Source organism: Burkholderia anthinoferrum (assembly GCF_002925705.1).
Lineage (GTDB): Bacteria > Pseudomonadota > Gammaproteobacteria > Burkholderiales > Burkholderiaceae > Burkholderia > Burkholderia semiarida.
Window position 1 is genome coordinate 83,925 of sequence record NZ_LFZP01000030.1, and the last position, 15,257, is coordinate 99,181.

Sequence of the window (15,257 nt, forward strand, 5' to 3'; positions counted from 1 at the left end):
CGCGTCACGCGCGGTGCGGCGCGACGATCCGGTGCTTCGCGATGCGCCGGTACAGCGTCGCGCGCGACATGCCGAGCGCGCGGGCGGCCGCGTCGGGCCGCCAGCGATGCGCGGTGAGCGCGGCGACGATGCGCCCGCGTTCGTCGTCGGGCAGCACGCCCGCCGGGGTGCCGCCGAGCTGCGCGGCGAGTTCGGCCGGCAGGTCGTGCCGCGTCACGCGCGCGGCGTCGCACACCGCGCACGCATAGCGCAGCACGTTGCGCAGTTGCCGCACGTTGCCCGGCCACGGGTAGGCCGCGAGCTGTTCGGCGAGCGTCGCATCGAGCGTCAGCACGTGGCCGGTCGCCTGCGCTTCCTCGGCGAACACGGCGGCGATCACGTCGCGCACGTCCGCGCGCTCGCGCAGCGGCGGCAGCTCGAACGTCGCGCCGCTCAACCGGTAGTACAGATCCTCGCGGAACGTGCCGTCGGCCACCATCCGCGCAAGATCGCGGTGCGTCGCGCAGATCACGTCGAGATCGACGCGCACCGGCGTATCGCTGCCGAGCGGCACGACCTCGCCGTCGGCCAGCACGCGCAGCAGGCGCGTCTGCAGCGCGAGCGGCATGTCGCCGATTTCATCGAGAAACAGCGTGCCGCCGTCGGCGAGCGCGATCTTGCCGCGCGCGCCGTGCTTGCGTGCGCCGGTGAACGCGCCGGCCGCATAGCCGAACAGTTCGCTCTCGATCAGCGCTTCCGGCAGCGCGCCGCAGTTCACGGCGACGAACGGCCGCGCGCGCCGCGCGCCGGCGTCGTGGATCGCGCGGGCGAACACTTCCTTGCCCGCGCCGGTTTCGCCGAGCACGAGGATCGGCAGCCGCTTGCTCGCGACGCGCAGCGCGAGTTCGGCCTGTTGCGCGATGCGCGCATCGCTGCTGTGCAGGAACGGCGTCAGCGCGCCGACGTGACGCGGCGCGGCGGTGCCCGGGCGGCGCGATGCCGTGGCGGCCCGGGCCGCGCCCGGTTCGCGGCCGGCGCGGCGTAGCGGCGCGCGCAGCCGCGCGTAGAGCGGGGCGCCGGTCGCGCGCAGCCGCAGCGCGACGATCGCGTCGAGCCGCGCCGCGTCGCGCAGCGGCATCTCGGTCGCATCGAAGATCTCGTCGATATGGCGCGGCTCGCGCAGCGCCGGCAGCGCGTCGCGCGCGTGCCGGTTCGCGGCGACGATGTTGCCGCATTCGTCGAACGCGATCAGCCACTCGGGCTGCGCCTCGACGTAGTGACGGTTCGGATGCCCGAACAATATCCAGTGCTGCGCGGTGCTGTGCACGAAGTAGCCGTCCTCGATCAGCGCCGCGCTTTGCCGCACGAGCTGGTAGACGAGGCGCTGGCTGTCGCGGCCGTCGGGCGAATGCACGGCCGACGCGTCGAGCACGCCGATCAGTTCGCCGGCCGGCGAGAAGATCGGCGCCGCGCTGCACGTGAGCGTCGTGAACGCCGCGCGAAAGTGATCGGTCTTGTGCACGGTGATCGGCGCGAGATCGGTCAGCACGCTCGCGACGCCGCAGGTTCCCTCCTCGCTTTCCGACCAGCACGAGCCGATGTGCAGCCCCGCATGACGAAAGTCGTTGCGGCGCTCGCGGTCGATCCGGTAGTCGATCGTCACGCCGTGCGCGTCGGTCAGCATCACGCAGTAGTCGGCGACGCGGATCATGTCATGCAGCCGCGTCAGGCACTGGCCCGACGCACGCAGGAAGGCCTCTTCCTTGTCGCGCACTTCGCGCAGCTCGGCCGCGGTCAGCACGCGCGGGCCGATCGACGAAGCGGGGTCGAGACGATAGCGCTCCAGCGATCGCTGCCACGAAGACACGAGGCGAGCGGAATCGGCCGGCGCGGGCAGGCGCCCGGCGAGCGCGCCGAGTATGCGGTCGGCGTGCTGGGCCTGGGGGACGGCGTAGGGCATGGTCGGCTCCGGGTACGGCGGGGATGTCGCTGTTCTTGTAGCACATCCGGTCCGGCGGATCACACTGCATTGCAGCACGCGGCGCGCGTGAGACGGTCGTCTCACCGGTATCCGATGCGTCTCGCGCGATTGAGACGGCCGCCCGCGCGCGGCGCGACGGTCGTCAGGCGGGGCGTCGCGCGCGCGGCGCCGCGCGAACGCAGGGTTTGCGGGCGGAACGCCGCGCATGCGCGCGCGCCGCGACGATCGCGTCGCCGTATCGACGGCATGAGACGTACCGGCGAATTCGACGCGCGCCGCGCCGTCACGACCGCGCATTCCGAACCCGCGCATGCCCGCCGCGCCAGCGCGGACGCGGGTTTCGCGGCCATCGCATGCACGATGGCACGCCGCTTGCAGAGATGACGGGCAAGCCGGCAATCGCGTCGGCGACGACGATCCGCCGCCCGTCGATGGCAGCGGACGAAACAGGCGAGGGCGGCGCGCGCAATACGCCGGCCCTGCCGACTGGATGGAGACAAACCCGTGACGACGCCCGTTACCGTCGGCGTGATCGCGAACCCCGCATCGGGGCGCGACATCCGCCGCCTCACGACGCATGCATCCGTGTTCCCGACCGCGGAGAAGGCGAACATGATCGTGCGCCTGCTGGCCGGCCTCGGCGCGATGGGCGTCGAGCGCGTGCTGACGCTGCGCGACCGCACGGGCATCGCGACGCTGCTGCTGCGCGCGATCGACACGCATCGCGCGGTCGCGCCGCACGAACGCTGGCCCCAGGTCGAATTCGTCGACCTGCCGATCACCGACAGCGTTGCCGACACGCAGGCCGGCGCCGCCTATCTGCATCGGATGGAAGTGTCGCTGATCGTCGTGCTCGGCGGCGACGGCACCCATCGCGCGGTGGCTGCGCATTGCGGTGCGACGCCGCTCGTCGCGCTGTCCACCGGCACCAACAACGCGTTTCCCGAACATCGCGAGGCGACCGTCGCCGGCGTCGCCGCGGGGCTCGTCGCGACCGGCGCCGTGCCGGCCGAGGTCGCGTTCGTGCGCAACAAGCGGCTCGTCGTGCGCTGCGTCGCGGGCGCGCAGCCCGGGCGCGAGGAGATCGCGCTCGTCGATGTGTGCGCCGCGCGGCAGCGCTTCGTCGGCGCGCGCGCGATCTCCGGCTCGGACGACATCGACACGCTCTATCTGACGTTCGCGGAACCGGACGGCATCGGCCTGTCCGCGCTCGGCGGCGCGTGGGCGCCGCTCGAACGCAGCGCGCCGCACGGGCTCGCGATGCGCTTCGCGGATGCCGGCAAGACGGCCGGCACGCCGCTCGTCGCGCCGATCGCGCCGGGGCGCGTCGACCGCGTCGTGATGCGCAGTTGCGAGCGGCTCGAGCCGGGCGCGTGGCACGTGATTCCGTTCGAGCGCGGCACGCTCGCGTTCGACGGCGAGCGCGAGATCGAGGTCGCGCGCGGCGATCGCTACGAGATCGCACTCGACTGGGGCGGACCGTTGACGGTCGACGTCGGCCGCACGCTGCGCTACGCGTCGTCACGGCAACTGCTGCGCGATGCCGGTGCGTGGCACGACTGATACACCGGTTTCACGAAGACGTTTCGACATCCATCACGATCATCAAGGAGACATCGCCATGACAGCCCCTCTCGAAGGACAGGTCGCCATCGTCACGGGCGGCGCGCGCGGCATCGGCCGCGGCATCGCGCTGACGCTCGCCGGCGCCGGTGCCGACATCCTGCTGGCCGACCTGCTCGACGACGCGCTCGACGCGACCGCCGGCGAGGTGCGCGCGCTCGGCCGCCGCGCGGCGATCGCGAAGGTCGACGTCACGCAGGCCGCGCAGGTCGACGCGATGGTCGCGCAGGCGCTCGGCGACCTCGGCGGGCTCGACATCCTCGTGAACTGCGCGGGCGTGATCAGCATCCGTCCGGTTGCCGAACTGACCGAGCGCGACTGGGATTTCGTGATGGACGTGAACGCAAAGGGCACGTTCCTCGGCTGCCGCGCGGCGCTCGCGCATCTGAAGGCGCAGCGGCGCGGCCGGATCATCAACGTCGCGTCGATCGCGGGCAAGGAAGGCTTCCCGAATCTCGCGCATTACAGCGCATCGAAATTTGCGGTCGTCGGTTTCACCAACGCGCTGGCGAAGGAGCTCGCGCGCGACGGCGTGACCGTCAACGCGATCTGCCCCGGCATCGTCCGTACCTACATGTGGGACCGGCTGTCCGACGAATGGAAGACCGACGGCGAATCGGTCGAGGAGTCGTGGCAGCGGCACCAGTTGACGCTGATTCCGCAGGGCCGCGCGCAGACGCCGGAAGACATGGGCCGGCTCGCGCTGTTCTTCGCGACGATGGACAACGTGACGGGCCAGGCCGTGAACGTCGACGGCGGCTTCACGTTTCACTGACGGCCGCAGGCCGTGCAATCCGCCGCCACGGCATGGCCGGGGCGGCATTCGCAGTCAGACCTACCCAGGAGACACACATGACCGCTTCGACACAGCTCGGCAGGGACAAGCTGCTGGACGCCTATCGGCTGATGCGCACGATCCGCGAATTCGAGGAACGCCTGCACGTCGAATTCGCGACCGGCGAGATACCCGGCTTCGTTCACCTGTACGCGGGCGAGGAGGCGTCCGCCGTCGGCACGATGCTGCACCTCGGCCTCGACGACTACGTGGCCACCACGCACCGCGGCCACGGCCATTGCATCGCGAAGGGCGTCGACGTGCACGGGATGATGGCCGAGATCTACGGCAAGAAGACAGGCGTCTGCCACGGCAAGGGCGGCTCGATGCACATCGCCGACCTGTCGATGGGGATGCTCGGCGCGAACGGGATCGTCGGCGCGGGCGGCCCGCTCGTGTGCGGTGCGGCGCTCGCGGCCAAGCACAAGAAAACCGGCGGCGTCGGCGTGTGCTTCTTCGGCGACGGCGCGTCGAACCAGGGCGTGATCTTCGAATCGATGAACCTCGCGTCGGTGTGGCGGCTGCCCGCGATCTTCGTCGCCGAAAACAACGGCTATGCGGAAGCGACGTCGTCGAGCTGGTCGGTCGCGACCGACAACATCGCCGATCGGGCGAACGGGTTTGGGATGCCGGGCGTGATCGTCGACGGCTTCGACTTCTTCGCGGTGCACGAGGCGCTCGGCGAAGCCGTCGACCGCGCGCGCAACGGCGGCGGCCCGACGCTCGTCGAGGTGAAGTTCACGCGCTATTTCGGCCACTTCGAGGGCGATGCGCAAACCTATCGCGCGCCGGGCGAAGTGCAGAAGCTGCGCGACGAGAAGGACTGCCTGAAGCATTTCGAAACGCGCGTCGTGCGCGCCGAAGCGCTGACGACGGCCGACCTGCGCGCGGTCGACGCCCAGGTGAAGGCGCTGATCGACGACGCGGTCGCGCAGGCGAAGGCGGCGCCGCTGCCGGATGCCGCCGACCTGCTCGCCGACGTCTACGTGTCGTATCCGTGAACCCGGCCTGACCGAGCAGCCGGCACGGCGAACCGAACATTTCAGGAGACAGACATGGCAAGGAAGATTACCTATTCGCAGGCGATCAACGAGGCGCTCGCGCAGGAAATGGCGCGCGACGACAGCGTGATCGTGATGGGCGAGGACAACGCGGGCGGCGCGGGCGCGCCCGGCGAGGACGACGCATGGGGCGGCGTGCTCGGCGTGACGAAGGGGTTGTTCCACAAGTTTCCGGGCCGCGTGCTCGATACGCCGCTGTCGGAGGGCGGCTACATCGGCGCGGCGGTCGGCGCTGCCGCGTGCGGGATGCGGCCCGTCGCGGAACTGATGTTCATCGATTTCATGGGCGTATGTTTCGACCAGATCTTCAACCAGGCGGCGAAATTCCGCTACATGTTCGGCGGCAAGGCCGTGACGCCGGTCGTGATCCGCGCGATGTACGGCGCCGGCCTGCGCGCGGCCGCGCAGCACTCGCAGATGCTCACGTCGCTGTTCACGCACATCCCGGGGCTGAAGGTCGTGTGCCCGTCGACGCCGTACGACGCGAAGGGGCTCCTGATCCAGGCGATCCGCGACAACGATCCCGTGATCTTCCTCGAACACAAGCTGCTCTATACGCGTGAGGGCGACGTACCGGAGGAATCCTATGCGATTCCGTTCGGCGAGGCGAACGTGCTGCGCGACGGCGACGACGCGACGATCGTCACGTACGGCCGGATGGTGCATCTGGCGATGGACGCGGCCGCGACGCTCGCGAAGGACGGCATCCAGTGCGACGTGATCGACCTGCGCACGACGTCGCCGCTCGACGAGGAAACGATCCTCGAAAGCGCCGAGCGCACGGGGCGCGTGGTGGTGGTCGACGAAGCGAACCCGCGCTGCTCGATCGCGACCGACATCGCCGCGCTCGTCGCGCAGCGCGCGTTCCGCTCGCTCAAGGCGCCGATCGAGCTCGTCACCGCGCCGCATACGCCCGCGCCGTTCGCCGGCGTGCTGGAAGACCTGTATATCCCGTCCGCCGATGCGATTGCGCGGGCGGTCCTGAAGACGAGGAGCTGACACGATGTCGATTCACATGATCACGATGCCCAAGTGGGGGCTGTCGATGGAGCAGGGGCAGGTCAATGGCTGGCTGAAGGCGATCGGCGAACGCGTGGCGAAGGGCGACGAGGTGCTCGACGTCGAGACCGACAAGATCTCGTCGGGCGTCGAATGCGCGTTCGACGGCACGCTGCGCCGCCAGATCGCGCAGGAGGGCGAGACGTTGCCCGTCGGCGCGCTGCTCGGCGTGGTCGCGGCCGCCGACACGAGCGACGCCGACATCGATGCGGCGATCGCCGACTTCCAGCGCGATTTCGTGCCGAGCGCGGCGTCCGACGAGGCGGCCGGCCCGCAGCCGGAGAAGGCGCGGATCGGCGGACGCACGATCCGCTTCCTGAAGCTCGGCGACGGTTCGGGCACGCCGGCCGTGCTGATCCACGGCTTCGGCGGCGACCTGAACAACTGGCTGTTCAACCATGCGGAACTCGCCGCGCACCGGCCGGTGTGGGCGCTCGATCTGCCCGGCCACGGCGAGTCGGAGAAGGCCGTCGAGACCGGCAGTCTCGACGAACTGGCCGACGCGGTGCTTGCGCTGCTCGATGCGCAGCACATCGAGCGTGCGCACCTGATCGGCCATTCGATGGGCGGCGCGGTGGCGATGACGTTGGCCGACAGCGCGCCGGCGCGCGTGGCGTCGCTCACGCTGATCGCGAGCGCGGGGCTCGGCGCCGACATCAACCGTGCATACATCGACGGCTTCGTCGCCGGCAACAGCCGCAACACGCTGAAGCCGCACCTCGGCGCGCTGTTCGCGGACGACGCGCTGGTCACGCGGCAGCTCGTCGAGGATCTCGTCAAGTACAAGCGGCTCGAAGGCGTGCAGGCCGCGCTGGAGAAGATCGCGGACGCCGCGTTCGACGGCGCCGCGCAGCGGCGCGTATTCCGCGACCGGCTCGCGTCGCTTGCGCCGCGCACGCTCGTGATCTGGGGCGAGCGCGACCAGGTGATTCCCGCGCGGCACGCGCAGGGCTTGCCGGACGGCGTGCGCGCCGAGGTGATCGCCGGCGGCGGGCACATGGTGCAGATGGAGGCGGCCGCCGACGTGAACCGCCTGATCGTCGCGTTCCTCGGAGACTGACGATGGCCGCCGCGCTCGAACGACCCAGCCTCACGGCGCTCGGCCAGCCCGGCGCGAGAAGTCGCGACAAGCTCGCGCGCATTCCGGTGCGCGTCGAGCCCGCGGCCGGCGCGGCGCTGCCGAAGCCGCCGTGGCTGCGCGCGCGGCCGATGATGAGCGCGGCGGTGGCCGACATGGCCGCCGTGCTGCGCGAGCATCGGCTGCATTCCGTCTGCGAGGAGGCGATGTGCCCGAACATCGGCGAATGCTTCGCGCAGCGCACCGCGACCTTCATGATCATGGGCGGGCTGTGTACGCGGCGTTGCCCGTTCTGCGACGTCGCGCACGGCCGGCCCGAGCCGCTCGATCCCGACGAGCCCGCGCGGCTGGCCGACGCGGCGGCGGCGCTCGGGTTGCGCTACGTCGTGATCACGTCGGTCGACCGCGACGATCTGCGCGACGGCGGCGCCGCGCATTTCGCCGCGTGCATCGCGGCGGTGCGCGCGAGCGTGCCGGGCATCGGCGTCGAGGTGCTGACGCCGGACTTCCGCGGCCGCACGGCACGGGCGCTCGATGCGCTGTCGTCGGCGTGGCCCGACGTGTTCAACCACAACATCGAGACGGTGCCGTCGCTGTACCGGGCGGCGCGGCCGGGCGCCGACTATCGGGGCTCGCTCGAACTGCTCGCGCAGGCGAAGGCCGCGCGGCCGACGCTCGTGACGAAATCGGGATTGATGCTCGGGCTCGGCGAGCACGACGACGAGGTGCGCGACACGCTGCGCGACCTGCGCGCGCACGAGGTCGACGTGCTGACGCTCGGCCAGTATCTGGCGCCGTCGGCGCACCATTTGCCCGTGCGGCGCCACGTGAGCCCGGAGGCCTTCGCCGTGTGGCGCGACGAGGCGCTTGCGCTCGGTTTCAGGGAAGTGGTCGCCGGCCCGCTCGTGCGGTCCTCCTATCACGCAGCCGACGTGCTGGAGGGCGCGTAGCGCGCCGCGCTTCAGGCTGTGGCGGCGTGCGCGCGGCCAATGCGGCGCAGGTACAGCACGAGCCCCGCGCCCGCCAGCATCAGGCTGACCGTGTTCGCGAACCAGAAGCCGCGCGCGCCGGTCAGCCACGCGGGCGCGATCCCGCCGACGTCGAAGCCGAGCAGGTAGCCGCCGCTGAGTCCGACGCCCCACAGGGCGACCGCATAGATCACGGTCGGCACGACCGCCACCTTGTACGCGCGCAGCACGAACGCCGACGTGACCTGCAGCGCATCGAACACGTGGTAGCACGCGACGATCGCGACGAGCGGCATCGCGGCCGCGGCGACGGCCGGGTTCGGCGTGTAGCCGCCGATGATCAGCGGGCGCAGCGCGAACACGAGCACGCCGTAGGCAGCCGCCACGCCGCACGCGAACATCACGCTGTGCCGGCCGAGCAGCCGGGCTTCCTCGGCGTGCCCGGCGCCGAGCGCGCGCGCGACCAGCGTCGACGCCGCCACGCCGATCGACAGCGGCGTCATGTACAGCACCGCGCCGATGTTGCCGGCGATCTGGTGGCCGGCGAGCGTCGTCGTGCCGAACTGCGCGATGAACAGCGCCATGCACGTGTACGACGTGACCTCGATCAGATACGACAGGCCCATCGGCACGCCGAGCTTCAGGATTGCCTTCTGGCGCGCCCAGACGGGCCAGCAGAAGCGAGAGAAGATCGCGAGCGGCGCGAACACGTCGAGCTTCGCGAGCAGCGTGTAGCCGATCAGCGCGAGCGCCCAGTTGATCAGCGTGCTCGCGAGCCCGCAGCCGGGGCCGCCGAGCGCCGGCACGCCGAAGCCGCCGAAGATGAACCAGACGTTCAGCGGAAACTTGAGCAGCAGCGCGCCGATCTGCAGGATCATCGCGAGCCGCGGCTTGCCGGCCGCGTTGGTCAGCGCGTTGTAGATGCGGAACACGAGGCTCGCGGGCAGCCCGTACGACAGGATGCGCAGGTAGTCGACGGTGCGCTCGTGCAGCGCGGCGGGCGCATGCGCGATGCGCAACAGCGGCTCGGGAAAATGCAGCAGCAGGAAGCCGGGAATCGCGAGCAGCAGCGCGAGCCACAGCGCCTGGCGCACTTCCTCGCCGATTTCCGCATAGCGCCGCGCGCCGTACAGTTGCCCGGTGATCGGCTGCAGCGCGGACAGGATGCCGGTTAGACCGATATAGATCGATACGTAGATCGACGAGCCGAGCCCGAGCGCGGCGAGATCGACGGCCGAGTAGCGGCCCACCATCGCGGTGTCGATCACCCCGAACGCGATGATCGCGAGCTGGCCGACCAGCACCGGCCACGCGAGACCGACGATCCGGCGGATGTCGCCGAACATCGTCAATCGGCCGCCCGGCGGCGCGGCGGACGCCGCTTGACGGGCGTCTTCGGCCGTTCGATGCGCTCGTACAGGCGGAAGCGCTCGTCGCGGTCGGCGACGCGGCGGCCTTCCCAGACGAGACGCCACACGTATTGCGACATCGCGCTCGGCTCGCCGAAGTCGGCACGGTCCTGGCGCAGGATCACGTCGCAGTCGCCGGAGAAATCGAAGTGCATGTCGCCGAAGTACGCGAAGGTCGCGATCTGCGCGTCGCCGAGCCGCACCGGCGAGATGCATTCGTAGTCGGACGGCAGGTGCACGGCGATCTGTTGCGCGACGTCGCGATAGGTCCGGCCGTAGTTGACGATCGGCAGCCACAGCGTCATCAGCAGCACCCACATCAGCGTCGTGCCCGCACCCGACAGCACGACGCTGCGCCACAGCACCTTCGGCTGCCGCGACACGCGCCACCGCACGATGAAGCACCAGCACACGGTGACGATCACCGCGCAGATGAACGACAGGATCTTGAAATGCGGCTCGTAGCCGGGCACGAGACGCGCGAGGTTGCGCGCGAGCGGATGCGGGAAGCCGGTGAGCGATGCGAGCCACACCAGCCACACGAAGGTGCCGAGGATCGTGAAGCTCAGTACGGCAAACCAGTCGATCGCGTTGATCGCGCCGCGCTTGAGGGTCGGCAGCGCAAACGTCGCCAGCACCGCGAGCGGCGGCAGCAGCAGCATGTACATGCGGTTCGACTGCTGGCTTTGCAGGATCACGAGCGCGACGAGCGGCACGGCCACCGACAGCGGAATCGCGATGTGCGCGCGACGGCGCATGCCGGCCCAGCTCCACCACGCCCAGATCGCGAGCGGCCAGGCGGGCCACGTGAACAAAGGCAGGTTCTTCGCCGCATAGCCGAGCACGGCCGTCGGCGGGCCCGAAAAGCGCATCAGGCTGCCGTGGATCCACTGGTTGAAGAACCATGCGGCGTCGTCCGGCGCCGCGACGAAGGCGGCGATCGGCCACAGCGCGAAGATCGCGGCCGCGAGCGGCAGGCCGACCAGCGGCAGGCGCAGGTTGCGCATCTCGGGCGTGACGAGCCACAGCGCGGCCGTGCCCGCGAGCAGCGCGACGACCAGCACCGGGTTGCCGGACAGCGCGACGAGGCCCATCGCGAGGCCCCACCACAGTGCGCCTTGCAGCGGCTTGTCGATGCCGCGCACGATCCCGTACACGAGCATCGCGATCCACGCGAATTGCGCGAGTTGCGGCGTCGTTTCATGCCCGCGTTCCGCGAGGCCGAAGCAGGCGACGAGCACCAGCAGCGCGCCGTCCGCGAGCGTGCGGCCGTAGTCGCGCGGCTCGGGCTCGCCGCCGAATGCGTATTTGAACGGTTGAACCTCGGCGCGCCGGCCGAGCAGGTAGGCCGCGTACCAGACGAACGCGCACGCGGCGCAGAACAGCACGCCGGTATCGACGCGCGACGCGTTGCTTGCGTCGACCCACGGGCCGAGGCCGCGGATCGACAGTGCGCCGAGCCAGTAGCCGAGCGGCCCGTCGGTCGTGATGAACTTGCCGACCAGGTTCGGCAGCAGCCAGTCGTGCCAGCCGCCCTTGGCCATCGTCCACATCACGCCGAAGCCCGCCGCGTCCTCGTTTTTCCACGGGTCGCGGCCGAACAGGCCGAACGCCGCGTAGACGAGGCAGAGCGTGAGCAGCAGCCAGCGCGGCAGCGCACGCGTGGCGGAGGCGGTGAGACGGACGACAGGCTTCATGCAGATGAGCGATTTGTTATGGGCGGGCGGCCGGCGCGACTGCGCGCGGTCGAGCCGGTTTCGAGCATCCGGCATTGTAGTCGCGCCCGCTGTTGTGCGTCAGGTCGTTGCCCGGGCGCCGGGCGGCGCCTTTCCGGGCGGGCAGAGACAAAAAAGGGCAGCCTGGGCTGCCCTTTCGTGCGGTACCGGTGCGTTGCAACCACCGGATGCGGTGCGAAGCTTACTTCGCGACCTTGCCGCTGGCGCGTGCGCCGAACTTGTTCTTGAACTTCTCGACACGGCCTGCCGTGTCCATGATCTTTTGCTGACCCGTGTAGAACGAGTGCGATTCCGACGACACTTCGATCTTGGCGAGCGGGTAGGTCTTGCCTTCGTGCTCGATGGTTTCACGCGTCTGGATCGTCGAGCGCGTGATGAACTTGAAGCCGTTCGACATGTCTTGGAAGACGACTTCGCGGTAGTCCGGGTGAATGCCAGGTTTCATGATTTTCCTTGGTGATAGCGGTAGCCAACCCGCCGCTTGGCCGGCCGTGCCGCCCCGATGGGAGCGTTTCGGCTGACGTCAAGCCCGGCGCGAGCCACTTGCCTAAGGTCGAAAAACGGCGATTATGCCAGAAAATCAGACGGTTGACGAATAATTTTCATGGTGCGTCGAGCGCGCCGGTGCCGGCCGGATCCTGCCGGTAGTAGCGCGCGAGCAGCCGGTACAGCTCCGGAAATTCGGACTCGAACGCTTTCGGCCGCACGAACAGCGCCTCGCTGCATACGGCGAAGAATTCCGACGGGTGGTCGGCCGCATAGGGATCGATCAGCGAGTCCCGCTCGAAGCGCGCCCACGCGCGCTCCGGCACCGCGTCGACGCGCGCGCAGAACTGGTCGTACGCATGTTCGAACACGTCGGCCCACGCCTGCGCGTCGAGGTGCGGCGCATGCCAGCGGCGAAAAAGGGGCGGATAGCCGTCGGCCGCGCCATTGACCATGTCGATCTTGTGCGCGAACTCGTGGATCACCACGTTGTATGCATCCCGGCCGTCCGTCATCTGCGCGTCTTCCCACGACAGGATCACGGGTCCGCCTTCCCATGCCTCGCCGCTCGCATCCTGCTCGACTTCGTGTACGACGCCGTCCTCGTCCTGCACCGTCTTGCGGATCACGAATTCGCCCGGATACACGACGACGCCGACCCAGCCGTCGTACAGTGACAGGTCGAGATTCAGCACGGGCAGGCAGGCCTGCGCGGCGATCGCGACGATCATCGCGTCGGTCAACTCGAGCCCATGCGCGGTCGAAAACGATTTTTTCGCGACGAACAGGCTCGTCATCTCGCGCAGCCGGACGAGCGCGCCGGGCGGGAGATTGGCCAGGAACGGCAGCCGCTCGACGGTTTCGCGCCATAGCGCGTCGGGAATCGGATGGCTGCGCAGCGCGCGGTCGCGGCGGCGGTCGTCGAACCAGCGGGTCAGTTTCGAAAGCATGGAGGCTGCGGACGAAAATCCAAAGCCTGTCTTTTAACTCAATCGATCTGTTTTTGCCATGCCGCGAAGAGGCCGCCGACGAGCGCCACGCCCGCGAGGAAGTAAAAACCGTCGAGCGACGCGAGGAACGACGCCTGTTGCGCCACCATCCGCGCGATCGACGCGATCGCGAGGCCGTGCGCGTCGTTCAGCGCGTGGCCGGCGGCCGCATAGCCGCGCGTGAGTGCATCGGCGGTCTGCTGGAACAGCGGGTCGAACACGTTCGCGCGCTCGACGAGCCGTGTCTGGTGCACGGCCAGCCGGTGCTGCTCGACGATGATCACCGACGACGTCGCGAACGAGATCGTCAGTTGCCGCACGATGTTCTTGAGCCGGTAGCCGTGCGTGTATTCGTCGATCGCGAAGATGCGGAACGTGAGGTTCGCGACCGGCAGCACGATGAACAGCAGCAGCAACCCGCGCAGCAGCAGCGGGACGATCAGCGCCGCTTCGCCGACCTGCGGCGTCATCCGCGTCATCCACAGCGCGGCCGTGACCGCGATCGCGAACCCCGGCACGACGAACCATTTCTTGTGCGTGACGAATTTCGCGTAGCGCAGATAGGCGAACAGCGCGGTGGCCGAGATCAGCGACATCGTGCCGACCAGGCGCCCGGCGTTCTCGACCGGATAGCCGAGCCCGCCCTCGAGAAACCGCGACGTCAGGTAACTGAAGCCCGTCGTCTCGTAGTAATAGAACATGTAGAGCAGTAGCCCGATCTGGAACGTCCGCTCGCGAAACGCGTGCAGCCGCACGAGCGGCGTCGGGTGATGCCACTGGTGATAGGCGAACCACGCGAGCGCGCCGAGCCCGGCGATCGTCAGCGCGATCAGCATCGGCGAGCCGCTGTAGAGCTGGTAATGCACCTGCTGCAGCACGATCTGCAGCGCCCCTTGCGCGAGCGCGAACAGGACGTACGGCCAGAAGTGGCCGGAACCGCGTTCGTCGTCCGGCGCGCGGCCCGAATCGGGCAGCGTGAGCAGCGCGAGGATCGCGAACGCGATGCCGGCCGGCGCCGTGCACGCGAACAGCGCGCGCCACGTCGAATGCGCGACCAGCAGCCCGCCGACGATCGGCGCGAGCGCGCTGCCGAGCAGGATCATGATCAGGAACGCGCGGGTCGCGGGCGGCCGCTCCTGCGGCTTGAAACTGATCTGGATCAGGATCCGGCACGCGCCCATCATCGGGCCGATGAAATAACCCTGGAAACCGCGCGCGAACGCGAGCGCCAGCGACGTGTCGGCCAGCGCCGACGCGATCGCGCCGAACGAGAACATCAGCATGCAGCCCGCGACGTAGCGGCGATGGCCGAGCCGGTCGACCCACCATTGCTGCTGCAGGATACCGAGCACGGCCGTGACCGCGTAGGCGCTCGACGACCACACGAGTTCGTCGGGCGATGCGTTGATGCCGCCCGCGATGTAGCTCGCGAAGAACGAGAAGACCGCGTTGTCGAAGTAGTCGATGCCGGTGACGAGCGCGAGCGCCCATGGGAACAAGTCCGCGCGCAGGTTCGCGCGGCTCCACAGCGGCGATCGGCCGGGCACCGCGTTCATTCGCGATCCTTGCGGGCGCGCCGCGCGCCGGCTTCCGCCCGCCGCTGCGCGATCAGCGCATCGGCGTTTTCGCCGGCGAGGCGCCGTTCGACGTAGTCGATGTCGTGCTGCAATTCCTTGCGCAGCGCGACGGCTTCCTTCAGCTCGCGCTGGACGGCCGCGATCCGCCGGTCGAGCGTATCGATCTGCTCGGCGAGGCCGGCGCGGATGTCGCGCAGCGATGCATCCGAATAGCGGCGCCGGCCGTCGCCGGTTTCTTCCAGCGGGCGCTTCAGCATTTCGGTGATGCCGTGCAGCGAGAACCCGAGCGCGCGCAGCCGCAGGATGCGCGCGAAGCGCTCGAGGTCGGTTTCGTCGTAGAGGCGGTAGCGGCCTTCGCTGCGCGACGGCGTGACGAGCCCGCGCTCCTCGTAATATTTGAGCGTGCGCGGCGTGACGCCGAGCCGCGACGCGGCGTCGCTGACGGTCAATAACGGGGCGGAGGCGTCGTTCGGCAT

The 15,257-nt window shown here is 69.6% G+C and carries 13 protein-coding genes; 6 read left to right on the forward strand and 7 right to left on the reverse strand.

Annotation, left to right across the window (positions count from 1 at the left end):
- Positions 1 to 4 precede the first annotated feature (4 nt).
- Complete coding sequence (locus C5F75_RS09090) at positions 5 to 1,939, reverse strand: sigma-54-dependent Fis family transcriptional regulator (protein ID WP_059585288.1); 1,935 nt, start codon at positions 1,937 to 1,939, stop codon at positions 5 to 7.
- A gap of 525 nt (positions 1,940 to 2,464) precedes the next feature.
- Here C5F75_RS09090 and C5F75_RS09100 point away from each other — a divergent pair.
- From C5F75_RS09100 to lipA, 6 genes are all read left to right on the forward strand, one after another.
- Positions 2,465 to 3,523 (forward strand): ATP-NAD kinase family protein, encoded by a 1,059-nt coding sequence (locus C5F75_RS09100; RefSeq protein WP_059585290.1) that lies wholly within the window; start codon positions 2,465 to 2,467, stop codon positions 3,521 to 3,523.
- Between the two features lie 58 nt (positions 3,524 to 3,581).
- Positions 3,582 to 4,358, forward strand: a complete 777-nt coding sequence (locus tag C5F75_RS09105) for an SDR family NAD(P)-dependent oxidoreductase (RefSeq protein ID WP_059585291.1) — start codon at positions 3,582 to 3,584, stop codon at positions 4,356 to 4,358.
- A gap of 77 nt (positions 4,359 to 4,435) precedes the next feature.
- Positions 4,436 to 5,419: a thiamine pyrophosphate-dependent dehydrogenase E1 component subunit alpha gene (locus C5F75_RS09110; protein WP_059585292.1), complete on the forward strand. Its 984-nt coding sequence runs from the start codon at positions 4,436 to 4,438 to the stop codon at positions 5,417 to 5,419.
- Positions 5,420 to 5,473: 54 nt separating this feature from the next.
- Complete coding sequence (locus tag C5F75_RS09115; protein WP_059585293.1) at positions 5,474 to 6,478, forward strand: alpha-ketoacid dehydrogenase subunit beta; 1,005 nt, start codon at positions 5,474 to 5,476, stop codon at positions 6,476 to 6,478.
- Between the two features lie 4 nt (positions 6,479 to 6,482).
- The gene (locus C5F75_RS09120) at positions 6,483 to 7,598 is read left to right on the forward strand and encodes an acetoin dehydrogenase dihydrolipoyllysine-residue acetyltransferase subunit (protein ID WP_059585294.1); all 1,116 of its coding nucleotides are present in this window, start codon (positions 6,483 to 6,485) and stop codon (positions 7,596 to 7,598) included.
- Positions 7,599 to 7,600: 2 nt separating this feature from the next.
- Positions 7,601 to 8,566 (forward strand): lipoyl synthase, encoded by a 966-nt coding sequence (lipA, locus tag C5F75_RS09125; protein WP_059585295.1) that lies wholly within the window; start codon positions 7,601 to 7,603, stop codon positions 8,564 to 8,566.
- An 11-nt stretch (positions 8,567 to 8,577) separates the two neighbouring features.
- Here the strand turns inward: lipA and C5F75_RS09130 are convergent, their stop codons facing one another.
- The 6 genes from C5F75_RS09130 to C5F75_RS09160 all read right to left on the reverse strand — a co-directional run bounded on the left by C5F75_RS09130 (position 8,578) and on the right by C5F75_RS09160 (position 15,257).
- Entirely contained in the window at positions 8,578 to 9,930 is a 1,353-nt protein-coding gene (locus tag C5F75_RS09130; protein WP_060011029.1) for an MATE family efflux transporter, read from the reverse strand.
- Between the two features lie 2 nt (positions 9,931 to 9,932).
- Positions 9,933 to 11,765, reverse strand: coding sequence for an ArnT family glycosyltransferase (locus C5F75_RS09135; protein WP_104012116.1), 1,833 nt, complete (start codon positions 11,763 to 11,765; stop codon positions 9,933 to 9,935).
- 145 nt (positions 11,766 to 11,910) lie between these two features.
- Positions 11,911 to 12,174 (reverse strand): type B 50S ribosomal protein L31, encoded by a 264-nt coding sequence (locus C5F75_RS09145; RefSeq protein WP_040144297.1) that lies wholly within the window; start codon positions 12,172 to 12,174, stop codon positions 11,911 to 11,913.
- A 157-nt stretch (positions 12,175 to 12,331) separates the two neighbouring features.
- On the reverse strand, positions 12,332 to 13,165 hold the full coding sequence (locus C5F75_RS09150; RefSeq protein ID WP_059585298.1) for a M90 family metallopeptidase: 834 nt from the start codon (positions 13,163 to 13,165) through the stop codon (positions 12,332 to 12,334).
- 38 nt (positions 13,166 to 13,203) lie between these two features.
- Positions 13,204 to 14,760: an MFS transporter gene (locus C5F75_RS09155; RefSeq protein WP_059585299.1), complete on the reverse strand. Its 1,557-nt coding sequence runs from the start codon at positions 14,758 to 14,760 to the stop codon at positions 13,204 to 13,206.
- A complete protein-coding gene (locus C5F75_RS09160) occupies positions 14,757 to 15,257 on the reverse strand; it encodes a MerR family transcriptional regulator (protein ID WP_059585300.1) in 501 nt (166 codons plus the stop codon). The genes C5F75_RS09155 and C5F75_RS09160 overlap by 4 nt, the downstream gene beginning before the upstream one ends.